At 62.5% G+C, this 25621-nt stretch carries 21 protein-coding genes, 3 tRNA genes and 2 pseudogenes; 11 read left to right on the top strand and 15 right to left on the bottom strand.

The genetic code is table 11. The annotated features are described in order from the left end of the window. Positions 1–14: 14 nt before the first annotated feature. Positions 15–88, bottom strand: a tRNA-Gly gene (locus IG197_RS00700). 121 nt (positions 89–209) lie between these two features. Then, a tRNA-Tyr gene (locus IG197_RS00695) sits at positions 210–294 on the bottom strand. Between the two features lie 198 nt (positions 295–492). Here IG197_RS00695 and rlmB point away from each other — a divergent pair. The 3 genes from rlmB (at position 493) to IG197_RS00680 (ending at position 2605) form a co-directional block, all read left to right on the top strand. Beyond that, the gene (gene rlmB, locus IG197_RS00690; protein ID WP_192316342.1) at positions 493–1368 is read left to right on the top strand and encodes a 23S rRNA (guanosine(2251)-2'-O)-methyltransferase RlmB; all 876 of its coding nucleotides are present in this window, start codon (positions 493–495) and stop codon (positions 1366–1368) included. A gap of 8 nt (positions 1369–1376) precedes the next feature. After that, positions 1377–1778, top strand: a complete 402-nt coding sequence (locus IG197_RS00685) for a hypothetical protein (protein WP_192316340.1) — start codon at positions 1377–1379, stop codon at positions 1776–1778. A gap of 77 nt (positions 1779–1855) precedes the next feature. Further along, the gene (locus IG197_RS00680; protein ID WP_192316339.1) at positions 1856–2605 is read left to right on the top strand and encodes an exo-alpha-sialidase; all 750 of its coding nucleotides are present in this window, start codon (positions 1856–1858) and stop codon (positions 2603–2605) included. A 109-nt stretch (positions 2606–2714) separates the two neighbouring features. Here the strand turns inward: IG197_RS00680 and IG197_RS00675 are convergent. From IG197_RS00675 to gcl, 3 genes and pseudogenes are all read right to left on the bottom strand, one after another. Further along, positions 2715–3635 (bottom strand): annotated as a pseudogene (locus tag IG197_RS00675) (2-hydroxy-3-oxopropionate reductase); the annotation flags it as partial. Between the two features lie 30 nt (positions 3636–3665). Next, the gene (otnI, locus tag IG197_RS00670; protein ID WP_067961844.1) at positions 3666–4463 is read right to left on the bottom strand and encodes a 2-oxo-tetronate isomerase; all 798 of its coding nucleotides are present in this window, start codon (positions 4461–4463) and stop codon (positions 3666–3668) included. Between the two features lie 18 nt (positions 4464–4481). Next, positions 4482–6263 (bottom strand): glyoxylate carboligase, encoded by a 1782-nt coding sequence (gene gcl / locus IG197_RS00665; RefSeq protein ID WP_067961842.1) that lies wholly within the window; start codon positions 6261–6263, stop codon positions 4482–4484. 193 nt (positions 6264–6456) lie between these two features. On the opposite strand from gcl, the gene bhcR reads away from it, so the two are divergent. Then, entirely contained in the window at positions 6457–7293 is an 837-nt protein-coding gene (gene bhcR, locus IG197_RS00660; protein WP_067961840.1) for an HTH-type transcriptional regulator BhcR, read from the top strand. Between the two features lie 54 nt (positions 7294–7347). On the opposite strand, the gene IG197_RS00655 is transcribed toward bhcR, so the two are convergent. Then, positions 7348–7671, bottom strand: coding sequence for a BA14K family protein (locus IG197_RS00655; protein ID WP_192316335.1), 324 nt, complete (start codon positions 7669–7671; stop codon positions 7348–7350). Positions 7672–7876: 205 nt separating this feature from the next. Here IG197_RS00655 and IG197_RS00650 point away from each other — a divergent pair, with 205 nt between their 5' ends. Both IG197_RS00650 and IG197_RS00645 read left to right on the top strand, forming a co-directional pair. Then, entirely contained in the window at positions 7877–8371 is a 495-nt protein-coding gene (locus IG197_RS00650; RefSeq protein WP_192316334.1) for a YbaK/EbsC family protein, read from the top strand. A gap of 76 nt (positions 8372–8447) precedes the next feature. Then, positions 8448–9633 (top strand): annotated as a pseudogene (locus IG197_RS00645) (integrase core domain-containing protein). Positions 9634–9677: 44 nt separating this feature from the next. Here the strand turns inward: IG197_RS00645 and IG197_RS00640 are convergent. Next, positions 9678–9753, bottom strand: a tRNA-Thr gene (locus IG197_RS00640). A 161-nt stretch (positions 9754–9914) separates the two neighbouring features. On the opposite strand from IG197_RS00640, the gene IG197_RS00635 reads away from it, so the two are divergent. Further along, positions 9915–10082: a hypothetical protein gene (locus IG197_RS00635; RefSeq protein WP_165915959.1), complete on the top strand. Its 168-nt coding sequence runs from the start codon at positions 9915–9917 to the stop codon at positions 10080–10082. Positions 10083–10103: 21 nt separating this feature from the next. On the opposite strand, the gene IG197_RS00630 is transcribed toward IG197_RS00635, so the two are convergent. Continuing rightward, positions 10104–10844: a GGDEF domain-containing protein gene (locus tag IG197_RS00630; RefSeq protein WP_067961835.1), complete on the bottom strand. Its 741-nt coding sequence runs from the start codon at positions 10842–10844 to the stop codon at positions 10104–10106. A 237-nt stretch (positions 10845–11081) separates the two neighbouring features. Here IG197_RS00630 and IG197_RS00625 point away from each other — a divergent pair, with 237 nt between their 5' ends. The 3 genes from IG197_RS00625 to IG197_RS00615 all read left to right on the top strand — a co-directional run bounded on the left by IG197_RS00625 (position 11082) and on the right by IG197_RS00615 (position 14094). Continuing rightward, entirely contained in the window at positions 11082–11498 is a 417-nt protein-coding gene (locus IG197_RS00625) for a hypothetical protein (RefSeq protein WP_067961833.1), read from the top strand. A 113-nt stretch (positions 11499–11611) separates the two neighbouring features. After that, positions 11612–12385 (top strand): NAD kinase, encoded by a 774-nt coding sequence (locus tag IG197_RS00620; protein ID WP_067966513.1) that lies wholly within the window; start codon positions 11612–11614, stop codon positions 12383–12385. 167 nt (positions 12386–12552) lie between these two features. Then, positions 12553–14094, top strand: a complete 1542-nt coding sequence (locus tag IG197_RS00615) for a DEAD/DEAH box helicase (RefSeq protein ID WP_192316332.1) — start codon at positions 12553–12555, stop codon at positions 14092–14094. 179 nt (positions 14095–14273) lie between these two features. Here IG197_RS00615 and IG197_RS00610 read toward each other — a convergent pair whose 3' ends face one another. From IG197_RS00610 to IG197_RS00580, 7 genes are all read right to left on the bottom strand, one after another. After that, positions 14274–14921, bottom strand: coding sequence for an OmpA family protein (locus IG197_RS00610; protein WP_067961829.1), 648 nt, complete (start codon positions 14919–14921; stop codon positions 14274–14276). Between the two features lie 150 nt (positions 14922–15071). After that, entirely contained in the window at positions 15072–15440 is a 369-nt protein-coding gene (locus IG197_RS00605; RefSeq protein ID WP_192316330.1) for a GFA family protein, read from the bottom strand. Between the two features lie 103 nt (positions 15441–15543). Continuing rightward, entirely contained in the window at positions 15544–15879 is a 336-nt protein-coding gene (locus IG197_RS00600) for a hypothetical protein (protein WP_246765281.1), read from the bottom strand. Between the two features lie 133 nt (positions 15880–16012). Continuing rightward, a protein-coding gene (gene prfB / locus IG197_RS00595) for a peptide chain release factor 2 (RefSeq protein WP_154384183.1) occupies positions 16013–17144 on the bottom strand; the annotation gives its coding sequence in 2 pieces (ribosomal slippage) (positions 16013–17077 and positions 17079–17144; 1131 coding nt in all). Positions 17145–17287: 143 nt separating this feature from the next. Then, positions 17288–17758 (bottom strand): VOC family protein, encoded by a 471-nt coding sequence (locus IG197_RS00590; RefSeq protein ID WP_067966506.1) that lies wholly within the window; start codon positions 17756–17758, stop codon positions 17288–17290. Between the two features lie 265 nt (positions 17759–18023). Beyond that, a complete protein-coding gene (locus IG197_RS00585; RefSeq protein WP_067961823.1) occupies positions 18024–20474 on the bottom strand; it encodes a penicillin-binding protein 1A in 2451 nt (816 codons plus the stop codon). 217 nt (positions 20475–20691) lie between these two features. Then, positions 20692–21957 carry an N-acetylmuramoyl-L-alanine amidase gene (locus IG197_RS00580; RefSeq protein WP_067961822.1) on the bottom strand — a complete coding sequence of 422 codons (1266 nt, stop codon included), beginning with the start codon at positions 21955–21957 and terminating at the stop codon, positions 20692–20694. A gap of 649 nt (positions 21958–22606) precedes the next feature. Here IG197_RS00580 and IG197_RS00575 point away from each other — a divergent pair. Beyond that, positions 22607–25477 (top strand): ribonuclease E/G, encoded by a 2871-nt coding sequence (locus IG197_RS00575; protein WP_192316328.1) that lies wholly within the window; start codon positions 22607–22609, stop codon positions 25475–25477. Positions 25478–25621 lie beyond the last annotated feature (144 nt).

Genomic DNA, 25621 nt, shown 5'->3' with positions numbered 1-25621 from the left:
TTCGGCGAAAAGCCTGGAGCGGGTAGCGGGAATCGAACCCGCGTATTCAGCTTGGAAGGCTGCTGCTCTACCATTGAGCTATACCCGCGCCCCTGAGCGTCACGCGCCTGTTCAGGAGCGAAGCACGCCCTGGTATTCCTTGCCGCGCATTGCATCCAAAAGATGGAACCATCCTTTGAGGCAACGTTTTATGGCGTCCGGGCCGGCAGTGGTGGAGGAGGTTGGATTCGAACCAACGTAGACTGAGTCAACGGATTTACAGTCCGTCCCCTTTAACCACTCGGGCACTCCTCCAACTGCTTTGCCGGAGCCATGCTACGAGGCATTTCCGATCCCGGTTCGTGGCGAAGCGCCCTGCCCCGAAATCTGGGTGGGCTTATGGCGACAAGGTTTTGGCCTGTCAACCGGACATGGTGCGTTTTCATGCGGATTATTCAAAGCGCCGACTAACGGGCCGTATCCAAAGCCAGGCGTGGCGGCTATAGCAGGCGCATGAACGATACGAAAAAGCCCGGAACACCCAAAGACAGCCACTATGCCAAGCTGCGTCGCACCTTCCGCGATCAGAAGAATGGCCGCGACCAGAAAAGTGGCGGGGCGCCCGCCTTCAGGCCCAAGCGTCCGCTGCCTCCGGGCGAGAACGCTCCTGACGGCCTGGTGCGGCTTTATGGCCTGCACACGGTGCGCGCGGCACTCGACAATCCACGCCGCAAGATCAGGCGCATGCTGGTGACACGCAATGCCGCCGAGCGGCTGGAGATTGCCGACATCGGCAGCCTGCCCTTTGCCACGGAACTGGTCGAGCCGAAGGACATCGACAAGATCACCGGCACCGACGCAGTGCATCAGGGCGTGCTGATCGAGGCCGAGCCGCTAAAGGCCAAGGCGCTGTCGGCACTGGGCGATTCGCCGCTGATTCTGGTGCTCGACCAGGTGACCGACCCCCATAATGTCGGGGCGATCATTCGTTCTGCAGTAGCATTCGGCGCCGGCGCGCTCATCACAACGCAGCGCCACAGTCCACATGAAAGCGGCGTACTGGCCAAATCGGCCTCCGGCGCGCTCGAGCACATCGACATGATAGAGGTGCGCAATCTCGCCGACGCGCTCGGCGTGCTGCACGAGGCCGGCTTCCAGACGATCGGGCTTGATTCGGAAGGCCCCGCGGAACTCGAAAAGGCGTTTGCCGGCGACAAGGTCGCTTTGGTGCTCGGCGCAGAGGGCAAGGGCCTGCGCCAAAAGACGCGCGAAACCGTGACGGCACTTGCCCGCCTCGACATGCCGGGCGCCATTCACTCGCTCAACGTGTCGAACGCAGCGGCAGTGTCGCTGTATGCGGCTCGACGCTTCCTGGCTGGCAACGGCTAGCGCTGCGGATGCCACGGAAGTTCGCGACCAAAGAGGATTGGCTGGTCGCCTGTGCAAACACAGTGGAACTGCTTGGGTCGATGTCACCAAGCGAATTCTACAACAAGGAGACAATGGAGTATCATTCTACGGCCAGATCGGCCGTTGTGAGATTGGCCAATGGGCTCGCGGACGCCGGCGATTTTGGTGCGTTCCTTCAGCGTGAGGACCAGACGACACGCCGGCTCCCTTCTACCCCCGAGGCATTGAGGGGGATGGCGCTGTCAGATATGCACATTCGGCTCATATGTACCTTCGCTGACGAACGATGGATGCCGGGTTTTCTGGCAAGGGCATTCAATGATGGCGTGCTGATTCCGGCCCTTGAACAGCTATCTGCCAACATCGACCACTTCACCCTCCAAGAGTGACGGCTCCGGCCCTCCCCGGCCCCTTGACCTTCCACCTGGAGGAAGCCGTAATTTCCATGGCGCAACGGAGTTTCGCCATGGCCAGCCGCCCCCCAATTGGCGCCTTCCTGGTTGCCAACCATCACGGCCTGATGAAGGCGGCGCTCGACGGCGCGGTGACGCCGGTGTCGGACAGCCAGGACGACTTCATGGGCTTTACACCGCACCCGACCGACGCGACGATCCTGTTTGCCAGCGGACATCCGAAGGATGGCGGCAATCTCGGCTTCATCAGGTCGGGCGATGCGGGAAAGAGCTGGCAGCAGATCGCACCCGGCGTCGACGGCCCCGTCGATTTTCATCAACTGGCGGTCAGCCCCTCGAACCCTGACGTGCTTTACGGTTCATATGGCGCGATCCAGGCCAGCCGCGACGGCGGCAAGAGCTGGGCGATCGCCGGCGACGCGCCGGCCAAGCTGATCGACCTGGCGGTCTCGTCTGAAAATCCCGATGCCGTCTACGCCGCAACAGAAGACGGGTTGATGGTGAGCCGTGATGGCGCCAAGAGCTGGCAACAGCTCGCCCTGGCCGGCCAGCCGGTCACGACAGTGGAATTGGCCTCCGACGGCGCGATCTGCGCCTACGTGCCGGGGCGTGGGCTGTTGCGCGCCACCGAGGCGGCGCCGGACTTCAAGGCAGTGGGCGAAGGCCCCGACCCTGCCGGATACATACTGCACCTGGCACTGGACGCGCAGGCACCCAACCGCATGGTCGCCGTCACCGGCACCAGCGCCATCGTCGTTTCAAGCGATGCCGGCGCGACATGGTCGGTTCTAGGCGCCAAGTGACGTTGTCCCTACGAAACGCGGAACGGGCTCCAACGTCGCCGCTGGAGCCCGGTCCTCGACAGTGCCGGGACGATCACGGCGTGGGAACGTTGCGCCGTGGCTTCCCCTCCTATGCCGCCTTGCCTTTGGTCTCAGTCGCTTCCGAGCCGACTTCGAAATTGGCCATGCGCTCGAGCGCACGCACCAGCGCCGAATGGTCTTCCTTCGCGCCACCGTTGGCGGCGCAGGAATTGAACAGCTCCTGCGTCATAGAGGTGTTGGGCAAGGATACGCCGAGCGCCTTGGCGCCCTGAAGCGCCAGATTGAGGTCCTTCTGATGCAGTTCGATGCGGAAGCCCGGCGCAAAGGTGCGCTTGACCATGCGGTCACCGTGAACCTCGAGGATGCGCGAGGCAGCCAGTCCGCCCATCAGCGCCTGTCGAACTTTTGCCGGGTCGGCGCCCGCCTTGGAAGCGAAGACCAGCGCCTCGGCGACGGCCTCGATGGTGAGAGCCACGACGATCTGGTTGGCAACCTTGGTGGTCTGGCCGACGCCGTTGGGCCCGACGAGCGTGATGTTCTTGCCCATCTTCTCGAACACCGGACGGGCGCGCTCAAATGGCTTCTCCTCGCCGCCGACCATGATCGTCAGCGATGCCGCCTTGGCGCCGACCTCGCCGCCTGACACCGGTGCGTCGAGATAGTCGCAGCCAAGCGCGTTGATCCTTTTGGCGAATTCCTTGGTCTCGATCGGCGAGATCGAGCTCATGTCGATCACCAGCTTGCCCTTGGACAGGCCTGACGCAACACTGTTTTCACCGAACAGCACGTCAGCAACCTGCGGTGTATCGGGCACCATCAGGATAATGATGTCGGCAGCCTTGGCCAGTGCCTGGTGCCCGCTGACCGCCTTCAACCCTTTGCCAACCAGCTCGGTCGGCAGCGCGCCACGATGATCGCTGGCGATGACTTCATAACCGGCGTCGAGCAGGTGACCTGCCATCGGCGCGCCCATGATGCCCAGGCCGACAAATCCGATTTTTTCCATTTTCGTATTCCTTTTATTCCAGTGGCCGCGCGCTCAGGCAGCGGCGCTGCCCTTGTCGGCAAATCCAGCAAACCAGCCCAGGCCTTCGACCGTTCCGGCCTTGGGCTTGTATTCGGCGCCGACCCAGCCGGTGTAACCGATGCGGTCGAGATGCTCGTAGAGGAACGGGTAGTTTATCTCGCCCGTGCCCGGCTCATGACGACCGGGATTGTCCGCCAGCTGCACATGCGCAATGCGGGTCAGATTGGCCTCGATGGTGCGGGCGAGATCGCCCTCCATGATCTGCATGTGATAGATGTCGTATTGCAGGAAGAGATTGTCCGAGCCGACCCTGTCGATGATGCCGAGCGCCTGTTTGGTGGTGTTCAGGAAAAAGCCGGGGATGTCCCTGGTGTTGATCGGTTCGATCAGCAGGCGGATGCCCGCCGTCTTCAGCTTTTCTGCCGCGAAGGCGAGATTTTCGACGAAGACATTTTCCAGCACGTCGCGGGCGTTGCCGGCAGGCGCGATGCCGGCCAGGCAGTTCACCTGCTCGCAGCCGAGCGCATGCGCATAGCTGATCGCCTTGGCGACGCCCTGGCGGAACTCGTGGATTCGGTCTGGCAACACGGCGATGCCGCGCTCGCCTGCCGCCCAGTCGCCAGGCGGCAGATTGAACAGAGCCTGCGTCAGGCCGTTCTTCTTGAGGCGCGCGGCAACGACGTCGGGCGCATGATCGTAAGGCGCGATGTATTCGACGGCCTTGAAGCCGGCGCGCGCGGCGGCGTCGAAGCGATCGAGAAAGTCATGCTCGCCAAAGAGCATCGACAAATTGGCTGAAAACTTGGGCATTGTTGTTTCCTCGAAAAATCAGTCGAGCAGCATGATTGCGGTCGGCGCGTCTTCGTTGCTCTCGGCAAGCTCTTCGAACTCGACGACATTGTCGATCTCGACGCCCATGGAGATGTTGGTAACGCGTTCGAGGATGAACTCGAGAACGACCGGCACCTGGTGCTCCTTCATGAGCTGCTTGGCCTGCTTGAAGGCTGCGGCGAACTCTTCCGGCTTGCGCACGCGGACCGCCTTGCAGCCCATGGCCTCGGCAACCGCGACGTGGTCGACACCATACCCCGCCTCTGGATCGTCCGCGCGGTTGATGTTCTCGAAGGCAAGGCTGACCTCGAAGTCCATCTGGAAGCCGCGCTGCGCCTGGCGGATCAGGCCGAGATAGGCGTTGTTCACGACGACATGGATATAAGGCAGCTTGTGCTGGGCGCCGACGGCCAGTTCCTCGATCATGAACTGGAAATCGTAGTCGCCCGACAAGGCGACGATGTCGCGGTCCGGATCGGCGGCACGGACGCCGAGCGCTGCCGGCAGGGTCCAGCCGAGCGGGCCGGCCTGGCCACAATTGATCCAGTTGCGCGGCTTGTAGACGTGCAGGAACTGCGCGCCGGCGATCTGCGACAGACCGATGGTGGTGACATAGGTTGTGTCGCGGCCGAATGCCCTGTTCATCTCCTCATAGACGCGCTGCGGCTTGAGCGGGACCTGGTCGAAATGGGTCTTGCGCTTCATCGTCTTCTTGCGCTGCTGGCATTCCTTGGCCCAGCCGGACCAGTCACGCAGCTTGCCTGCCGTCTTCCACTCGGTGGCGACGTCGAGAAGGATCTTCAAGGCAGCACCGGCATCCGAGGTCACGCCGAGATCGGGCGCAAAGACACGGCCGATCTGGGTCGGCTCGATGTCGATGTGAATGAACTTGCGGCCTGCGGTGTACTTGTCGACCGAACCGGTGTGACGGTTGGCCCAGCGGTTGCCGACGCCGAGAACGAAGTCCGAGGCCAGCATTGTCGCGTTGCCATAGCGGTGCGACGTCTGCAGGCCGCACATGCCGGCCATCAGGCGATGATCGTCGGGGATCGAGCCCCAGCCCATCAGGGTGGGAACGACCGGAACCCCGGTGATTTCGGCGAATTCGATGAGCAGGTCCGAGGCATCGGCATTGATGACACCGCCGCCGGCAACGATCAGCGGCTTCTCCGCCTGGTTGAGCATCGACAGCGCCTTCTCGGCCTGGGCCCGCGTCATCGCCGGCTTGTGGATGGCGAGCGGCTCATAGGCGTCGATGTCGAACTCGATCTCGGCGAGCTGGACGTCGACCGGCAGGTCGACCAGAACCGGGCCCGGGCGACCCGAACGCATGAGATAGAAGGCCTTCTGCAGCGCCATCGGAACCAGGTACGGCTCCATGACGGTGACTGCCCACTTGGTCACCGGGGCGGCGATCGCGGCGATGTCGACGGCCTGGAAGTCTTCCTTGTTCAGCCGCGCACGCGGCGCCTGGCCGGTGATGCAGAGTATCGGGATCGAGTCGGCGGATGCCGAATACAGGCCGGTGATCATGTCGGTGCCGGCCGGACCCGACGTACCGATGCACAGGCCGATGTTGCCGGCCTTGGCGCGGGTATAGCCTTCGGCCATGTGCGAGGCGCCCTCGACGTGGCGGGCCAGGACGTGCCGGACGGTACCGCGCGCCTTCAGCGCTGAATAGAACGGGTTGATGGCCGCACCCGGCACACCGAAGGCACACGAGATGCCTTCCTTCTCAAGAACGAGGACCGCTGCATCGACAGCGCGCATCCTGGCCATGGTCTTACCTCCAACTGAAAACTGATGTTGGCAAATCGTGTCATCGACGACCGCATTTTGCAATTTTTTCAAAATATTTTTTCATTCATTGAGATCGACGCTTACCATATGATTTTGCTTCGATTTTCATTTTTCGTTGCATCACTCGCCAATCTGGATGAAAAAGTTTTTTAAAAGCAACTGGAGCGACGCAATGGCAACGATGGAAAAACGACAGCGCGGACGGCCCCGCGCATTCCAACCGGCATCGGACGCAGGATCAGTGCAGTCGCTCGACCGGGCGTTGCGCATCCTCGCCATCGTCGCACACGGTGACGGCCTGTCGCTGAGCGAGATTTCGGCTGCGTCCGACCTTGCCGCCGCGACCGCCTATCGCATGCTGACCACCTTGCAGAACCACGGCATGGTCGAATTCGACAGCGACGGCCAGTTGTGGTCGATCGGGGTCGAGACCTATCGTATGGGGGCAGCCTTCCTGCGCCGGCGCAAGCTCGTCGACCGCGCACGCGCGGTGATGCAGGAGCTCATGGAAAAGACCGGGGAAACCGCCAATCTCGGCGTCGCCGAAGACGATTGCGTGGTCTTCGTCAGCCAGGTCGAGACGCACCAGGCGATCCGCGCCTTCTTCCGGCCGGGCACGCGCAGCCCCTTCCATGCCTCGGGCATCGGCAAGGCAGTGCTTGCCCATCTCGACCGCGAGCGGGTCAATGCCATCGTCCGCAAGGCCGGGCTCGACGCCTATACGGAAAGGACACTGTCTGAACCGGCGCTGCTTGCCCGCGATCTCGAGAAAATCCGCAGCCGCGGCTGGTCTGTCGACGACGAAGAACGTTATCCCGGCATGCGCTGCATCGCTGCCGCTGTGTTCAACGAATTCGGCGAACCCATTGGCGGCGTTTCGGTTTCCGGGCCGACGGTGCGGGTGACCTCGGAACGTCTCGGCGAAATCGGCCCGATCGTCCGCGACGCCGCAGCAGAACTGACCAGGATGATCGGCGGCTCGCCCGAAGGCACGGTGCCGGGTCTCTGAAAGCGCCTGGTGGGAGAAGGGTTGCCCCTCTCCCACAATGCAATCTGGTTCCGACTACAGGCGGCAGTAGCGCAGGCGGCCGTCATAGCCGACATAGGTGTCGGTGCGCGGATCGTAGCTGCGGTAGCGCGCGAAGCAGCGTTGGACGTGGCTGTCGTAAGGGTCGACCGGGTAATAGGCGTCGTAATAGGGTCCAGGCGCCGGGCGGTGGCCGCCGGCAATGATCGCCCCGGCGATGAAACCGCCGGCGCCGGCAAGGGCTGCAGCCTCGGCGCGGGTCAGGCCACCGGCAGACGACTGCTGGACGGTGCAGATGAGGCCGGTTGCGACGACGGTGACTGCGATAAGGCCCGAAATCATCTTGCTCTTGAAAGACATGGTGCTCTCCTTCGGTTGATCTGGGAGGCGTTTCTCCGCCTCATGCCAGTCAGTCGTGGCCAGCACCCAAAAGGTTCACGACCCCCGAGAATCTTTTTTGCGGATAGTTCAAAACGCCGATCCGCGTCAGCCATCGCCTTAACTTGACAGCGGCGTGACAACGGCTGAAGTCACCTCATTCGCAATGACCAGCGCTGGAACGATCATGAGCCTGCAATCCGTGAAAGCCTTCTTCGCCGAACACGCCCCTGACATCGACGTCATCGAGACACAGACAAGCTCGGCAACCGTGGCGCTGGCGGCCGAGGCGCACGGCGTCGAGCCCGCCCAGATTGCCAAGACCATCTGCATGCGCGTCGGCGAGCGGGTGGTCCTTGTCGTCACGCGCGGCGATGCACGCATCGACAACCGCAAATGCCGCGACGCCTTTGGCGCCAAGCCGCGCATGCTGGACTTCGAGCAGGTGGCGGAATTGACCGGACATCCCGTCGGAGGCGTCTGCCCGTTCGGCCTGGCAACACCGCTCAAGATCTATTGCGACGTATCGCTGCGTGCCTATGACGAAGTCGTGCCGGCGGCCGGCGCCACCAACGCCGCAGTGCGAATCGGCGTCGAGCGCATGGCAACGCTCGTCAGCGCCGAATGGTGCGACATCTGCCAGGACGCCGTCGCCAAGACGGATGCGGAAGCTGCTGAGTAATGAGCGACCCGAGACATAGGTGACGTTTCGTACCGGACACATGGGTAACACTTTTGGCTTTTGGCCGGAGGTGTTGATGCCGTGGAAGGAGAGTTCGGTGATGGAGGAACGTCTTCGTTTTGTTGCGCGGCTTCTGGATGGCGAGGGCATGAGTGATGTGTGCCGAGAGTTCGGGATTTCCCGCAAGACCGGCTACAAGATCCTCAACCGCTACAAGGACGACGGCCTGGAGGCGCTGACCGACCGGTCACGGCGGCCGGTCCGCTATGCCAACCAACTGCCCTGTCAGATCGAGCAGGCGATTGTGAAGGCCAAGAAGGACAAGCCGCACTGGGGCGCCAGGAAGATCCGTGAGCTTCTGGTGCGCAAGCTGGCCGGCGACGTTCGGCTGCCGTCGACGAGCACGGTCCATGCCGTGCTCGACCGCCACGGCCTTATCACGCGCGCCCGTCAGAGGCGGCGCTGCAAGGCCGAGGGCACGCCGCTGTCGGCGGCATGCTGCTAACGATCTGTGGTGTGTCGATTTCAAGGGCGAGTTCAGGCTCGGCAATCGCCAGTACTGTTACCCTTTGACGGTGACTGACCAGGCCTCGCGCATGATCCTTCTGTGCGAAGCCCTCAGATCAACGCGGGAGGTGCCCGTCGTCGAAGCCTTCGTGAGGTTGTTCAAACAGCGCGGCCTGCCGGCGGCGATCAGAAGCGACAACGGGCTGCCCTTCGCCTCTCCCAACGGGCTCTACAATCTGTCCAGGCTCTCGGTCTTCTGGCTGCGGCTGGGCATCGACATCGAGCGCATCAAACCCGGCAACCCGCAGCAGAACGGCAGGCATGAGCGTATGCACCGGACCCTCAAGCAGGAGACGACCCGGCCGCCGGGCATGAACATTCTACAGCAGCAGGCCAGGTTCGATGCATTCGTCAGCGAATTCAATGCCGAACGACCGCACCAAGCGATCGGCATGAAGGTGCCGGACGAACTCTATAAGCCCTCTTCAAGAGCCTATGAGGGGCTGCCAGACCTGCATTACCCCTTCCATGACCGCGACATCCTCGTCACCGCCTGTGGCCGCATCTGCATGCACCGCAAGAAGATCAATATCTCGACCGTGCTCGCCGGCCAGAGGCTCGGAATCACTGAAGTCGACGACGCCATTTGGCTCGTCTCCTTCATGCACTATGATCTTGGCTATATCGACCTCGAACAGAGGACCCTGCAGACCATCGACAACCCGTTCGGCACGAGGTTGTCACCCATGTCTTAGGTACAAACTGTTACCTATGTCTTCGGGCTGTACATAAGAAGAACTGGTGCCCCCGGCAGGAATCGAACCCGCGACCTTCGGTTTACAAAACCGCTGCTCTACCAGCTGAGCTACAAGGGCAATTCGCCCCGGTTAGCATATTTTGCGGTCCAGTAAAGACAATTTCGGGCGAGCCGCGCGGCATCCCCAGATGCGCACAGGCCCCGCGCCCTAAAACTGAAGCCTCGCGCCCACTATATCCAGATCGCAGGCAGCATGAACGCCGGCGCTGGAGGTGATGGATGATCAGGTTCGTGATTATTGCCGTGGTGGTGATTGTCGCGTGGCTGCTTTTGCTCAAGCTTTTCCGCCAGATGAAAGAGGCGCGGGTCGACTGGACCGGAATCGCCACGATCATCGGCTTTATCGTGCTCGCCATCTACCTGCACTATGTCACCGGCATCGGCTGACCCTGCCCCCGCAAGACGGCCTCAGACAACCGGCACCACCGGACTGGCAAACACCACACGATTGCGCCCCTGTTCCTTGGCCTCATAGAGGCAGCGGTCGGCAAGGCGCATGAGCTGCGATGTTGGTTGCTGCCCAGCGGATACGACCGCACCGATGCTGACCGTCAGGCGATGCGGGCGGCCTTCCACCGGATAGAATGCAAGCCGCTCGACCTCGACGCGGATCCGCTCGGCGACAGCGGCCGCTTCATCCGGACCTGTGGTTGGCAGGAAGGCGCAGAACTCCTCACCGCCGACACGCCCGACCAGGTCGTTTTCGCGGATCGCCGAACGTAGCGCCTTCGAGATCAGCTTGAGCGCCTCGTCGCCGACGAGGTGGCCAAAGGTGTCGTTGATGCTCTTGAAATTGTCGGCGTCGATCAGAAGCAGCGCGCCGGAATCGCATTTGCGCCTGGCTTGTTTCGATTTCTCGAAAAATGCCTCGCGGTTCAGCAGCCCGGTCATGTGGTCGTGCGTTGCTTTTGCCTTCAACTGCATGTGGGCTTGCGACAGTTCGGCAAGCGCACGGCTGAGTTTCTCGTTCTGCCAGAAGATCAGGAATGCCGCAGGAAACGCCGTCAGCACCGGCAGGATCGAATTCATAGCAAAGACGAACGCCGTGAAGGACTGGCCGGCTGAATGACGGATCGAAAACGAAACGACCTGGGTCACGAGGATGACGGCGATGGTGACCAGGCTGGCCTTGAACGTGATCTTCCACACGACGATCCCCTTCCATGTCCGGGTCCGAATGCAGAGCTGGATAGCGAGCGAAGCTTAACGCTTTGCGATCCGGCCATGGATGTATCTCGCTGACGGAATGCGTAAGTGGTGTGAGCCCCGTGGAAATGTACGCCTGCCTCCGGCACAGTCTTTGTCGAGGCGGATACTTGACCTTCCCGAGGCCGAAGGCGGAATGTAGGCCCGAACGACATCGAATCCCCGTCCATGGAGTAGCAAATGCTAAAGCAAGTCTTGGTCGCCTCTGCCCTGGCGGCGATCACCGTTTCCGTAGCTCAGGCACAGACATGCGAAAAGAACTTCAAGGTCAGCGGCATTCCGCTGGTTACGGCGGTTTCCTTCAAAAGCTCGCAGTCGTTTCCCAAGGTCAAACAGGCGCAGGCCCTGAAGCGCCTCGCCCAGGCAATCGCCGCCGAGGGCTTCTCCGGCATCACGGTCAACAAGGAGCTCGGGGCGATCGACGCCTATCAAGACACTTCGGGCAGCGGCCGGCTGCAGACATTGCGTGTTGTGGCTCGAAGCCAGGGCGGCGGCACCCTGGTCAACGCCGTGTTCGACATCCAGCCGGGCCAGGTGACCACCAACGACGTTGTCCGCACCGGCATGTGCTCGATCATCCGCTCGGCCGGCGGTTGAGCAGCCAGCGCCAGGCTGGCGCAGGCCGGCTAGCTCCCTTTGCTTTGGCAAATCAGCGTGCTACCCCGTTGCCGGCGGCCGGCATCGGCGTTCGGACCGCCGCCAGGGAGCACATGGACGCCAAGTCGCTGACATTTTCGTTCGCATCGTCAGGCACCGCGGAGGCGGATGCCGCGGCCAAGCGGCTCGCCCAGCGCTATGGCCAGATACCTCATGACCGGGCAGATATTGTCGTCGCATTGGGCGGCGACGGGTTTCTGCTCCAGACGCTGCGCGAGACGATGAGTACCGGCAAGCGTGTCTACGGCATGAACCGCGGCACGGTCGGCTTCCTGATGAACGAGTACCGCGAAGGCGCCCTGCCCGAGCGCCTTGCGGCTGCGGTGCCCGAAACCATCCGGCCGCTGGAAATGATGACCGTCGACGACACCGGCACGTCAAGGGAAGCGCTGGCGATCAACGAGGTTTCGCTGCTGCGCCAATCCTACCAGGCAGCCCGGCTGCGCATTTCGGTCGACGGCAAGGTCAGGCTGGACGAGTTGATTTGCGACGGCGTCATGGTGGCGACGCCGGCAGGGTCCACTGCCTACAATCTGTCGGCCCACGGCCCTATCCTGCCGCTCGATGCGCCGCTGCTGGCCCTGACCCCGGTCAGCCCGTTCCGACCCAGGCGCTGGCGCGGTGCATTGCTGCCCAAGACGGCGGTTGTTCGCTTCGACATTCTGGAAGAGCAAAAGCGGCCGGTGAACGCAGTTGCCGACCATACCGAGGTCAAGTCTGTGGTTTCAGTGGAAGTTCGGGAATCCGCTGTGCACACCGCGACGCTGCTGTTCGACCCGGGCCATTCCTGGAGCGAACGCATCCTGGCCGAGCAATTCAAATACTGACCATTGGGCCACAGCTGGAAGTATTCAGCTGCAATCGCCGCGTGCGTGCCAGTTTGAGTTGACAAATCGCGCACTTACGCCTATCGCGTTGCGGCATATTGCAGGCGGTTTGCGCCTGTCGTGGCCAGCGTGCCGCGCCCTTGAACGAGCAAAGACAGCCAACACACTTGTCCGAAGACACTCAGACCGCTCCAGAAGCGTTGACCTTCGCAGACCTCGGCCTTTCGCCGAAGGTCCTTTCCGCAGTCACCGACGCGGGCTACACCCAGCCCACGCCGATCCAGGCAGGCGCGATTCCGCACGCGCTGCAGGGCAAGGACGTTCTCGGCATCGCCCAGACAGGCACCGGCAAGACGGCTTCGTTCGTGCTGCCGATGCTGACGCGCCTCGAAAAGGGCCGCGCCCGTGCGCGCATGCCACGCACTCTGATCCTTGAGCCGACGCGTGAACTCGCGGCGCAGGTCGAGGAGAACTTCGTCAAGTACGGCAAGAACCACCGGCTGAACATCGCGCTGCTGATCGGCGGCGTGTCGTTCGACGAGCAGGAAAAGAAGCTCGAGCGCGGCGCCGACGTCCTGATCGCCACGCCCGGCCGCATGCTCGACCATTTCGAGCGCGGCAAGCTGCTGCTGACCGGCGTCGAGATTCTCGTCATCGACGAGGCCGACCGCATGCTCGACATGGGCTTCATCCCCGACATCGAGCGCATCTGCAAGCTGATCCCGTTCACGCGCCAGACGCTGTTCTTCTCGGCGACGATGCCGCCTGAAATCACCAAGCTCACCGAGCAGTTCCTGCATGCGCCGGTGCGTGTCGAGGTTGCCAAGGCGGCCTCTACCGCCGTCAACATCACCCAGCGCCTTGCCAAATCCGGCCCCAAGCCCTGGGACAAGCGCGAGACCCTGCGCCGCTTGATCAAGGCGGAAGGCGACGAGATCAAGAACGCGATCATCTTCTGCAACCGCAAGGTCGATGTCTCGGAATTGTTCCGCTCGCTGGTCAAGCACGACTTCGATGCCGGCGCGCTGCATGGCGACATGGACCAGCGAGCGCGCATGACCATGCTGTCCAATTTCCGCGACGGCAAACTGCGCCTTCTCGTAGCGTCGGACGTTGCCGCGCGCGGCCTCGACATCCCTGATGTCAGCCACGTCTTCAATTACGACGTGCCGATCCATGCAGAGGACTACGTCCACCGCATCGGCCGTACCGGTCGCGCCGGACGCTCGGGCAAGTCGTTCACCATCGCGACGCGTTCCGACACCAAATATGTCGACGCCATCGAAAAACTGATCGGCAACAAGATCGAATGGCACGACGGTGACCTGTCGACTGTCGTTGCCAGCGAAGGCGACGACGAGGCTCCGCGCCGCGGCCGTGGCGCGCCACGTCGCGCCGGCGGCAAGGACAAGCCAGGCCGCGAGCGCGACCGCAGGCCGCGTGACGAGGCACCGGTTGTCGACGCTGCCGCCATCGTGGCAGCCGAAGCGCCTGCAGACAACGTCGTTGCCGACATCAACGAGCGTCGTGAACGCAAGGAAGCGATCAGGAACGGCAATGCCGATCGCAAACACCGCGAGCACGAGGACCGGCCGCGACGCGACGATCATCGTGGCAATCGCCGCCATCAGCGCGAGGAAGAAGACGACCGCACTGTCGGCTTCGGCGACGACATGCCAGCCTTCATGCTCATCGCGACAAACATCTGAGCGACATGACGCTCCAGAAAATGGCCCCAAACGGGGCCATTTTCTTTTGCTGCTACACCCATCCTGATGTCGTTCAGTCGAGACGGCTTCGTCAGCGCGCCATGTTTTTCGCACCGGCGCTCAATGAAAAACGGCCCCCGCAAGGGGCCGTCTCTTTCATGAGTTTTCCGGTCTGCAGCTCAGGTGAGCGGCGACAACTGAATCTCGACGCGGCGGTTTTGCGCGCGGCCTTCCGAAGTCGCGTTGGACGCAATCGGGCGAGTCGCACCAAAACCGGTAACGGCAAAGCGCCTGGAATCGACGCCCTGGGCACCAAGGTAGTTGGCGACCGACAACGCGCGACGCTGTGACAGGTCGAAATTGTGCTGGTCGCCGCCGGTCGAATCGGTATGACCGAACACGTCGACGGTGGTCTGGTTGAACTTCTTGAGCACCAGCGCCACCGAGTTCAGCGTGTTGTAGAAGCCCGCCTTCACCGCGTCCTGGTCGGTGGCAAAGGTGATGTTCGACGGCATGTTCAGGATAATCTGGTCGCCGGCGCGGGTGACGCTGACGCCGCTGCCCTGCAGCTGGGCACGCAGCTCGGATTCTTGCCGGTCCATGTAGCCGCCAGCGAGACCACCGGCGAGAGCGCCGACACCAGCACCGATCAGCGCATTGCGGCGGTCATTGCCGCCGGCGAGCAGACCAAGGCCGGCGCCGGCGAGTGCGCCGATACCAGCGCCTGCAGCGGCGTTCGAAACCTTCTGCTGACCGGTATAAGGATCGGTCGTGCACGCACCGACAAGCATGCTGCCAGCCAGCGCGAAAATCACTGTCTTCTTCATCAGGATGTGTCCCTCTCCGTACCGCGAAACGCGTCGGGCGTTCCGCGCAAAGCCCTTCACCGGCCTTGTAGCATGAAATACGGCGAAAAACGGAACGGAAGCAGTGGCAAATGGGCAAACTCGGACCTGACTGCAGGACAAATTGGTCGGCTACCAGAGGTTCTTGCCGTCGAGCACGACGACTTCGATCCGATCGAGGTCGAAATCATCGAAAAGGCGCGCATTGACGCTCACCTTGGGATTGTCGAAGTCGGCTTCGCCGGTCGACCAGTCAGGCGTCTCGGTGAAGGTACCGCAGCCGCAGATGGCGCAGAAACCATGCTTCACCACACTCGAATCGCGCGCGTAGATCGAGACGTTTTCGGGCGGACTGGTCAGCTTGAACTGGGCAGGCACGTAATAGGCCCAAAGCGCACCACGCTTGGAGCAGAACGTGCAGGTGCAGAAGGTCACCGTCTCTGGCACCTCCGTTACCTCAAACATAGTCGCCTTGCAGTGACAGCTGCCCTTGATCACCATCCTGGTCTTCCTCGCATGTCGTTTTGGGTCGCTTTCCTGCGACGGCGCACCATAGCGAGACGCTGCTGACACGCTGGTGTCAGCAGAACGACTGTCAGGATTGTCAGTAGGACTTCGGCGGCACGAACAGGCAGATGGTTTTGCTGTCATCGGCACCCGCGACGGAGCACCAATGATATTGGCCATCAGGCGATTCGTGGATCCGTGCATCCTGGTAGGTCACCACCTCGCCAGTGCCCTCGATGACATAGCCTTGTGGCCGCTCGCTTATCGCCTGCTTCGGCACCTCACGGCAGTCGTAGCCGGAACAGCAAGCGAAGGGATAAGTCCAGCCTTTCGGCGCGTCGTGGGATAGAGCGAGCGGCGTGCTGAGCGAAATCAGCGCGAGCGTGGACAGTGCAAGGATGTATCGGCGCAAACGGAGGTTTTCTGGACGCATAGCGTCATCCCCTGAGATTACCTCCCAAGCGAATCCTGCTCCCGCACGCTTAACGAAATCCTACCTGAAATGTTCCGTCGAGGGGCAACCCGGTCATCACGCTTTAGCGATGACAGGGTGATGCCGGAAAGGACTAGTCCAGATCGGCAACCGCCTGCCCTGCCCCGCCTTCGATGCGCTGCGACAGCGACGCTTCCATGAAGTCGTCGAGGTCGCCGTCGAGGACGTCGGACGGGCTGGTGCTTTCGACGCCGGTGCGCAGATCCTTCACCAGCTGATAAGGCTGGAGCACGTAGGAGCGGATCTGGTGACCCCAGCCGATGTCGGTCTTGGCCGATTCCGTTGCGTTGGCGATGGCTTCGCGCTTCTTCAGCTCTTCCTCATAGAGGCGCGAGCGCAACATTTCCCAGGCCTTGGCCTTGTTCTTGTGCTGCGAACGTTCGGCCTGGCAGGCAACAGCGATTCCGGTGGCGATGTGTGTGATGCGCACCGCCGAGTCGGTGGTGTTGACGTGCTGGCCGCCGGCGCCCGACGAACGGTAGGTGTCGATGCGCACATCCGATTCCGAGACGTCGATCTCGATCGAATCGTCGACCACCGGGTAGACCCAGATGCTCGAGAACGAAGTGTGGCGGCGCGCATTGCTGTCATAGGGCGAAATGCGGACCAGGCGGTGGACGCCCGATTCCGTCTTCAGCCAGCCATAGGCGTTGTGGCCCTTGATCAGCAGCGTGGCAGACTTGATGCCGGCCTCTTCGCCGTCATGGACTTCCAGTACCTCGACCTTGAACCGGCGACGTTCTGCCCAGCGCGTGTACATGCGCAAGAGCATGTTGGCCCAGTCCTGGCTCTCGGTGCCGCCGGCACCAGCGTGCACTTCGAGATAGGTGTCGTTCTGGTCAGCTTCGCCCGACAGCAGCGACTCGATCTGGCGCGCCCGGATCTCGCCGGCCAGCGAACGGATGGCGGTTTCCGCTTCGCTGATGATGTCAGCGTCGCCTTCTTCCTCGCCCATCTCGATCAGGCCGATATTGTCGTCCAGCGCCTGGCTCAGGCCCTTGATGGCCTTGATGTTGTCGTCGAGCGACTGGCGCTCGCGCATCAGCTTCTGGGCTTCCTGCGGGTCGTTCCAGAGGTTGCCGTCCTCTGCCCGCATGTTCAGGTAATCAAGTCGTTTTACCGCTTGATCCCAGTCAAAGATGCCTCCTCAGCAGGGTTATCGCCTGCCTGATTTCGTCGACAATGTTCTGCGTTTCCGCGCGCATGGAGATTGCTTCTTTTTGCTTGTTTCGCGCCCGAAGGCGGCTGTTGAATCCGCGCGGAACATAGGGATGAGGTCGTCCCCTGTAAAGCAAAATGGGCAGGCGCCTTCAGCTCTGCCCATCCGCCATGTCACTGCGTCGATCACCTAGCCGGCATAGGCCGCTTCAAGCCTGGCGACGTCGATCTTGGTCATTTGCAGCATCGCCTGCATGACCCTGGCAGCCCTGGCGCCATCGGGGTCGCCCAGCAGGCGCGGCAATGCCTCGGGGATGACCTGCCACGAAAGCCCGAATTTGTCCTTCAACCAGCCACACTGACCCGGCTGGCCGCCCTCGGACAGCTTGTGCCAGAAATGGTCGACCTCGGCCTGGTCCTTGCAGTCGATGCTCATCGAGATCGCTTCGGTGAACTTGAACATCGGACCGCCGTTCAGCGCGGTGAACTGCAGTCCTTCGAGCTCGAACTCGGCCACCATGACACTGCCGGCAGGCCCGGGACCAGCCTCGCCATAGCGGGTCATCTTGCCGACCTTGGAGTTGCGGAAAACCGACGTGTAGAACGTCACCGCCTCTTCAGCCTGGTTGTCGAACCACAGGAACGGGCTGATCTTCTGCATCATCTTCTCCTCACTGAAATTGCAATTGTCTCGCCGTTTCCGGCCGGCTGTCGCGTCAGACACCTCGACAGAGCAGGTTCCGGCAGGGACTTCGGACCGCTCGCGTTCCCGCATGACGTCAGGCTCGAACAGCATTCTATAACTAAAAGGATATATAACTATTTGGATATTATCAAGCGAGGCTACAAACAAAATGCGCGCGGCCAAGCCACGCGCATTTGTCGGTTCCCTTCGATGTGCCAGCTGATGCCGGCCGATCGGTGCCCTAATAGAGGCCGCCGCCGCCTTCGCTGATGGCCTTGCTGGCCTGCGGCGACAGCGCTTCGCCGTAGCCATTGGTGCCGTCCTCGCCCATGCCGATGACCCAGTAGCTGTCGGCAGGTCCGGTGCCCGGCTTGAAGGCCTCCATGATGGTGCCCGGCGCGCCCTCGGCTGCCTGCATGCCGGTCTTGCGATCGATCGAGATCAGCTTCATGCCGGCTGGAACGACGAAGTCGCTCTTGGGCGTGCCGTCGAGTGCCGTCGTCATGAAATCCTTGAACACCGGCGCGGCAAGGCCGCCACCCGTGGTGCCCTTGCCGAGCCCCTGCGGCTTGTCATAGCCCATATACAGGCCGACAACGAGGTTCGGCGTATAGCCGACGAACCAGGCGTCCTTCTCGTCGTTGGTCGTTCCGGTCTTGCCGGCGATCGGACGATTGAGCGACAGCAGCGTCGTTGCGGTACCACGCAGGACAACGCCCTCCAGCATCGAGGTGATCTGGTAGGCGGTCATCGGGTCGAGCACCTGCTCGGAATTGTCGACAAGTTCCGGCTCGGGCTGATTGGCCCATTCCGTGGCGACGCATCCCTCGCAGCCGCGCTCATCATGCTTGAACACGGTCTTGCCGTAGCGGTCCTGAATGCGGTCGATCAGCGACGGCTTGATCTGGCGGCCGCCATTGGCCATCACGGCATAGGCCGAAACCATGCGCATGACGGTGGTTTCGCCCGCACCCAGCGCCATCGGCAGATAGGGCGCCAGCTTGTCGTAGACACCGAAGCGCTCGGCGTATTCGGCAACCGTCTTCATACCCATGTCATTGGCGAGGCGCACCGTCATCAGGTTGCGCGAGCGCTCGATGCCGGCGCGCAGGGTCGACGGGCCAGCCGCCTTGCCGTCATAGTTCTTCGGCGACCAGCTGGTATTGCCCGACTGGATGGTGATCGGGCCGTCCATGATCACCGAGGCCGGCGTGTAACCGTTGTCGAGTGCTGCCGCGTAGACGAACGGCTTGAAGGCCGAACCTGGCTGGCGCATCGCCTGGGTCGCGCGGTTGAACTCGGACTGCGAGTAGGAGAAGCCGCCGACCATGGCGAGCACGCGGCCGGTGTGCGGGTCCATGGCGACGAGGCCGCCCGACACCTCCGGCACCTGGCGCAACGCGTAGCTGTCGCCTTCGTTCTTCTCGACATAGATGACGTCGCCGGCCTTCAGCACTTCGGAGGGCGAGTTGGCCTTCACGCGCTTGCCGTCGGCGACGTAGCGCATGGCAAAGCTCATGTCGTCTTTCGAAACGGTGCTCGTCTCGCGCTCCTTGGACAGCGCGCCTGATATCTCGCGCTTGGGCTGCAAGCCGATATCGAGGCCCGTCTTCGTGGCGTCGAGCACCACGGCGAGACGCCATTCCGGAATGTCGTCCAGCGCCTTGACCTCGCCGAGCGCCGTGCCCCAGTCAGCAGATATGTCGATGCTCTTGACCGGGCCGCGATAGCCGCGCAGGCGATCATATTTCTCCAGGCCCGACTGCATGGCCTTGCGTGCCATGGCCTGCAGTTTCGGATCAAGCGTGGTGCGGACAGACAGGCCGCCTTCATAGAGCGCGTCCTGGCCGTAGCGCGCGATCAGCTCGCGGCGCACTTCCTCGGTGAAGTATTCGCCGGCGAAGACATAGGTGCCGGTCCGGCGCGGCGTCACGCCAAGCGGCGAGGCCTTGGCCTTGTCGCCTTCTTCGCGCGACACGTAGCCGTTGGCGACCATCTGGTCGACCACCCAGTTGCGGCGCTCGATGGCACGGTCGGCATATTTGAACGGGTGATAGTTCGACGGGCCCTTCGGCAGCGCGGCGAGATAGGCGGCTTCAGCGACGGTCAGCTCGTTGACCGACTTGTCGAAATAGGTCAGCGCGGCACCCGCGATGCCGTAGGCACCGAGCCCGAAGAAGATCTCGTTGACGTAAAGTTCGAGGATGCGGTCCTTCGAGTAGGCCTGCTCGATGCGGAAGGCCAGCACCATTTCCTTGATCTTGCGCTCGTAGGTCTGGTCCGAGCTCAGGAGGAAGTTTTTGGCGACCTGCTGGGTGATGGTCGACGCGCCTACCTGGCGGCGGCCGGAACCGAAATTCTGGAAGTTGGTCAGCACGGCGCGGCCAAGGCCGGTCACGTCAATGCCGGGGTGATTGTAGAAGTTCTTGTCCTCGGCCGACAGGAACGCCGCCTTGACGCGATCAGGCACGGCCTGGATCGGCAGGTAGAGCCGGCGCTCACGCGCGAATTCGCCCATCAGCGCGCCGTCCGAAGCGTGGACACGCGTCGTCACCGGCGGCTCGTATTTGGCGAGCACCTCGTAGTCGGGAAGCTCCTTGGTCAGCTGGCCGAGATAGATCGCCACGCCAGCTGCGACGACGAGCGCAAGCGTCGTGCCGATGCCGAAGAAATAGCCGATAAGACGAATCATGCCCGCTCCAGTACAAGGTCCGGGGATTCCCTAAACCAACCCGCCATCATCGCAAGCCGCAGGTACTGTCCCGATCCGCTAACGGCCACCCATGTCGCGCGGTTGTGGACAAAATACGGCAACAGCCCGCAAGCACCAAATATTCTGGCCGAAAACACTAGAAATGCCCGTTCCGCCGCTTGCCGGCAATGCCAGCAAGCATGCCAGGCAAGTCGACTCAGCCGCCGGTTGCGCCGCGCTCGGCAACAAAGGCTGCCACCGCCTTGGAAATGCTCGTCGCGGCCTTCTCGCGCCAGTCGGCGCTGCGCAGCTGCTCTTCGTCCTGCGGATTGGAGAGATAGCCGAGCTCGACGAGGACCGACGGCACATCAGGCGCCTTCAGCACCCGGAAGCCGGCCGAACGATGCGGGTTGTTGATCATGCCGACCGTCGGCGACAGTTCACCGACCAACGAGCGCGCGAAACGCGTCGAAAAGCCATGCGTCTCGCGCCGGATCAGATCGACAAGAATGTCGGATACCGCGTGGTCTTCTTCGGCGACATCGACGCCAGCCAGTTGGTCGGAGAGGTTCTCGCGATCAGCCAGTGCCTGCGCGTCGGCGTCGGAGGCCTTGTCCGAGACGGTGTAGACGGTGGCACCTCGGATACCCTTGAGCCGGATCGTGTCGGCATGGATCGAAATGAACAGGTCGGCTTCCTGCTGACGCGCGATGCGAACACGGTCGTCGAGGCGGAGAAACTCGTCACCTTCGCGGGTCAGGACGACCTTGTAGGCCTTGTTGGCGGCGAGCTTGGCCTGCAGCTCCTTGGCGAAGGCGAGCGTGACCGTCTTCTCGACAGTGCCATTCAGGCCTTCGGCGCCACCGTCGATGCCGCCGTGGCCAGGATCGAGCACGATGGTGAACGGGCGGTCGCCGCGATGCGCGATCTTGCCGAGCCTGTCGGTCTTGGGTGTCGTCGAACCTGTCGTTTCAGCCTGGATGGCCAGCGCGGCATCGAACTCGCGCTCCGAGGCGGCGGCGATGTCGGCAACCAGGCGATAACCCGATCCGTCTTCATTCTTGAGAATGTCGACCTTCTCGACGTTGAACGGCCCCTTCGAGGTCACGATCAACCGCGAGGCGCCCTCGCCCGCGGCGCCATAACGCACGCTTTTGATGAGACCGCGCGGCTTCAAGTCCCTGGCGTCGATCGCGAGCGTCGCACCAGGAAGATCAACGACAAGTCGATGCGGGCTACGCAGCAAGAACCACTTCGGTTCGGGTTCCTTGTCGAAATTCATGACGATGCGCATATGAGTCGCGTCACCCGCCATCTTGTAGTCGAGCGTCCTGATCGTGTCGGCGGCGATTACCGGCTGGCAAAAGATGCCGGCAAAGATGGTGAGGAACGCCAAAGCCGCGAACACGGTGCGGCGAACCGCGCCGCCGGGCTGAGTGCCCCCGAACGGGAAGCTCTTGCCAGTCAATGCCGCAGGCCCCATCTCAGTCTTGCCGCTCCAAAAGCAGGCGTGCAGTCATTGCACGCCGTTACCATTCGCAGGCCGAACAGGCGGCCCCTCGATTAACGAGTGGTAACCAGAGAAGGTTAACCGAGTCTTTGTCGGAATGCTCCCCCCGACGTCGCCGCATCCGCCTTTGCCGGCATCGGAAATCAGGGTTGCGCTCAGTCTCGCCAAATCATAAAAGCGACATTGGATCACTGCAATCCAGGGCCCGCGCCCCCAGCGCCTTCCGCTAGGGAACCACGCGACGAGCGATGGCCCGGCTCGCAACAGAGACAGTTTCAGTGATCGCGACGAGATTCGCAGGCGCGGCCCGTGGCGGGGTAGCGACTGCGTTGGAAAAACGGCCCGGGCACCGTTCCGCGCCGGCTCTGTAAGAGCAAAGTAGCTGGTCCGGATTCCCGGGCTTCGATTTGAAACAAGGTTCCGCAAGGTCACGCATTGGCCACAGACGCAATCATGGACTGGTCCGCAGGTAACCGCGCCATCACGGCAGCGGGCGGCACCGCCATGGCGTTTTGGCTGCGACCGGCGGGCGCAAAATCATCCGGCACCCCCATTTCAGCGACCCCACGGCGGCGGACGAGTTCCCGCAGGCCGCAGCTGACGGCTGCCGGGAGGACAAATAATGCCCAACAAGATGCTGATAGACGCCTCCCACCCGGAGGAAACACGGGTTGTCGTAGTTCGCGGTAACCGTATTGAAGAATTTGATTTCGAATCACAGGACAAGAAGCAGCTCAAAGGAAACATCTACCTCGCCCGCGTAACGCGGGTTGAGCCGTCTCTCCAGGCTGCCTTTGTCGAGTATGGCGGAAACCGTCACGGCTTCCTCGCCTTCAGCGAAATCCATCCCGACTATTACCAGATCCCGGTTGCCGATCGGCAGGCGCTGCTGCGCGCCGAGGCGGAAGAAGCCGAGGACGAGGACGACGAAAACAACGACGGCGACGAGAGCAAGAGCCAGGATCGTAACCGTGGCCGCCGCAGGCGCCGCGGCGGCAAGAACCGTGACCGCAACGACGAGAACAAGCCGGAGGGTTCGGGCGACGACGACAGCGCGTCTTCCGAGGACGATGGCGATTCCATCGCCGCAAGCGATGCTTCGGACGCCAATGGTGACGAGCACGCCACAGAGACGTCCAACGATGAAGGCAATGGCGGTTCCGACGAGCGCGAACCGACGTCGATCGCCGCATCGGTCGATGCCGACGTCGTGTCCGAGCGGGCACCTGAGCCGACGGTCACCGAAAACGAAAACGGCGGCGTGATCGAGGAAGTGCATTCGACCCATCACGACGATCACGAGATCGAATCGGTCGGCGCCGAAGACGCACTCGAAGAGGTGCGCAACCGCCGCAAGCCGGTTCGCCGCCACTACAAGATCCAGGAAGTCATCAAGCGCCGCCAGATCCTGCTGGTCCAGGTGGTCAAGGAAGAGCGCGGCAACAAGGGCGCTGCTCTCACGACCTACCTGTCGCTCGCCGGCCGCTACTCGGTGCTGATGCCCAACACGGCACGCGGCGGCGGCATTTCGCGCAAGATCACCAACGCCCAGGACCGCAAGCGTCTGAAGGAGGTCGTTGCCGATCTCGAAGTGCCGAAGGGCATGGGCGTCATCCTGCGCACCGCAGGTGAAAGCCGCACCAAAGCCGAGATCAAGCGCGACTACGAGTACCTGATGCGCCTGTGGGAGAACGTCCGCAGCCTGACGCTGCAGTCGACGGCCCCGGCACTGGTCTATGAGGAGGGCAGCCTGATCAAGCGATCGGTGCGCGACCTCTACAACAAGGACATCGACGAGGTTCTGGTCGCCGGCGAAGACGGCTATCGAGAGGCCAAGGACTTCATGCGCATGCTGATGCCCAGCCATGCCAAGGTCGTCCAGCCTTACCGCGACATCACGCCGATCTTCGTACGCAGCGGCATCGAATCGCAGCTCGAACGTATGGTCCAGCCGCAGGTGACGCTGAAGTCGGGCGGCTACATCATCATCAACCAGACCGAAGCGCTGGTTGCCATCGACGTCAACTCCGGGCGCTCCACCAAGGAGCACTCGATCGAGGAAACCGCCCTTCACACCAACCTTGAAGCCGCCGAGGAAGTCGCGCGCCAGCTCAGGCTGCGCGATCTCGCCGGCCTGATCGTTATCGACTTCATCGACATGGAGGAGAACCGCAACAACCGTGCGGTCGAAAAGAAGCTCAAGGACTGCCTGAAGAACGACCGCGCCCGCATCCAGGTCGGCCGCATCTCGCATTTCGGCCTGATGGAGATGTCGCGCCAGCGCATCCGCGCCAGCGTGCTGGAATCGACGATGAAGCCCTGCCCGCATTGCGGCGGAACCGGTCATGTCCGTTCGGACTCGTCGGTGGCACTCCAGGTTGTGCGCGCGATCGAAGAGTTCCTGCTCAAGGACTCGCGCAGCCACATCACGGTCAAGACGCCGGTTGCGACCGCGCTCTACGTGCTGAACCACAAGCGCTCGACGCTGGTCGATCTCGAAAACCGCTTCGGTGTGACGGTCACACTCGAGGCCGATGACAGCGTCGGTTCGCAGAACCACGCCATCTTCCGCGGTGCCATTGCCGAGAAGCCGGCAAACTTCGCCCTGCCCGTCGCAGCTCCGGCCTATGAAGAGCCAGAGGAAATCGAAGACGAGATCGTCGAAGAGGAAGCAGAGACCGTCGTCGTCGAGGCGCAGCCCGCCCGCGCGCCGCAGCCGGCTGCGGCCGAAGGCGGCGAGCAGCACGACCGCAAGCGGCGCAAGCGCCGGCGTCGCCGTGGCGGCCGCGACCGTGACCGCGAGCATGGCGCTCCTCAGGAAGGTGCCGTCGTCGCTGGCGAGGCCAACGAAGCCGAAGATGGCGAAGAGGACGTCGCCGCTGAAGCCGTTGTGTCCGAGGAAGCCGGTGAAATCGCCGCTGTCGACGCAACCGCTGCCGAAGATGCCGCCGCCAAGAAGCGCCGTCGCGGCAAGCGTGGCGGTAAGCGTAACCGCAAGGAAGACGACGAGCAGTCGGCGGAAGGCAGCGAACAGGTCGCAGGCGACGAAGGCGCCGCTGCCGAAACCGTTGCCAGCGAAGTCGTGACGGCGGAAGTGGCGGTGGTCGAGGTTGCCGCTGAAGAGCCGGAGGCCGTCATCGAAGCCAAGCCGAAGAAGGCGCCGCGCCGCTCGGCAAAGGCCAAGAAGGCTGAGGCCGAAGCAGCAGCCGCTGAAGCGCCCGCCGCCGAAGTCGTTGCCGAGGCTGCAGCGCCGGAAGCTGAAACGAAGCCCGGAAAGAAGGCGGCAAAGCCGCGTGCGCCACGTCGCAAGGCTGCCGCAGCCCCAGCCGAGGATGAGGTCGTCTCCGAAGCCCGCAGCACTGAACCCCCTGCCGCGGCTGCAATCGCGCCTGCGACGCCTGTCGTCACCTCGGTCGTCGAGACCGAAGAAGCTGCCGCTGGCGAAGCCAAGCCGAAAAAAGGCGGCTGGTGGCAGCGCAAGGGCTTTTTCTAATCTTCGATTTTTCCGACATTAAAGACCCCGGCCAGCATTCGCTGGCCGGGGTCTTCAATTTGTGAGATTATTTTGCTTGCCGTCCGACACCATTTGCACCGATATACGGCTCAGCAAATGGTTAGACTCATATTTTGCTTTTAA

Source organism: Aminobacter sp. SR38 (assembly GCF_014843375.1).
Taxonomy (GTDB): domain Bacteria; phylum Pseudomonadota; class Alphaproteobacteria; order Rhizobiales; family Rhizobiaceae; genus Aminobacter; species Aminobacter ciceronei.
Note: the sequence above shows the minus strand (reverse complement) of the source record. Positions and strands in the feature narration are given on the sequence as shown.

Bases quoted from the DNA above. Each gene is read 5' to 3' on its own strand.
- IG197_RS00655 (WP_192316335.1), bottom strand. From the start codon at position 7,671: ATGTCTTTCAAGAGCAAGATGATTTCGGGCCTTATCGCAGTCACCGTC.
- IG197_RS00685 (WP_192316340.1), top strand. From the start codon at position 1,377: ATGCCACGGAAGTTCGCGACCAAAGAGGATTGGCTGGTCGCCTGTGCA.
- IG197_RS00650 (WP_192316334.1), top strand. From the start codon at position 7,877: ATGAGCCTGCAATCCGTGAAAGCCTTCTTCGCCGAACACGCCCCTGAC.
- IG197_RS00610 (WP_067961829.1), bottom strand. From the start codon at position 14,921: ATGAAGAAGACAGTGATTTTCGCGCTGGCTGGCAGCATGCTTGTCGGT.
- IG197_RS00635 (WP_165915959.1), top strand. From the start codon at position 9,915: ATGATCAGGTTCGTGATTATTGCCGTGGTGGTGATTGTCGCGTGGCTG.
- rlmB (WP_192316342.1), top strand. From the start codon at position 493: ATGAACGATACGAAAAAGCCCGGAACACCCAAAGACAGCCACTATGCC.
- bhcR (WP_067961840.1), top strand. From the start codon at position 6,457: ATGGCAACGATGGAAAAACGACAGCGCGGACGGCCCCGCGCATTCCAA.
- IG197_RS00620 (WP_067966513.1), top strand. From the start codon at position 11,612: ATGGACGCCAAGTCGCTGACATTTTCGTTCGCATCGTCAGGCACCGCG.
- IG197_RS00580 (WP_067961822.1), bottom strand. From the start codon at position 21,957: ATGGGGCCTGCGGCATTGACTGGCAAGAGCTTCCCGTTCGGGGGCACT.
- otnI (WP_067961844.1), bottom strand. From the start codon at position 4,463: ATGCCCAAGTTTTCAGCCAATTTGTCGATGCTCTTTGGCGAGCATGAC.
- IG197_RS00600 (WP_246765281.1), bottom strand. From the start codon at position 15,879: ATGCGTCCAGAAAACCTCCGTTTGCGCCGATACATCCTTGCACTGTCC.
- IG197_RS00680 (WP_192316339.1), top strand. From the start codon at position 1,856: ATGGCCAGCCGCCCCCCAATTGGCGCCTTCCTGGTTGCCAACCATCAC.
- IG197_RS00625 (WP_067961833.1), top strand. From the start codon at position 11,082: ATGCTAAAGCAAGTCTTGGTCGCCTCTGCCCTGGCGGCGATCACCGTT.
- gcl (WP_067961842.1), bottom strand. From the start codon at position 6,263: ATGGCCAGGATGCGCGCTGTCGATGCAGCGGTCCTCGTTCTTGAGAAG.
- IG197_RS00605 (WP_192316330.1), bottom strand. From the start codon at position 15,440: ATGGTGATCAAGGGCAGCTGTCACTGCAAGGCGACTATGTTTGAGGTA.
- IG197_RS00590 (WP_067966506.1), bottom strand. From the start codon at position 17,758: ATGCAGAAGATCAGCCCGTTCCTGTGGTTCGACAACCAGGCTGAAGAG.
- IG197_RS00575 (WP_192316328.1), top strand. From the start codon at position 22,607: ATGCCCAACAAGATGCTGATAGACGCCTCCCACCCGGAGGAAACACGG.
- IG197_RS00585 (WP_067961823.1), bottom strand. From the start codon at position 20,474: ATGATTCGTCTTATCGGCTATTTCTTCGGCATCGGCACGACGCTTGCG.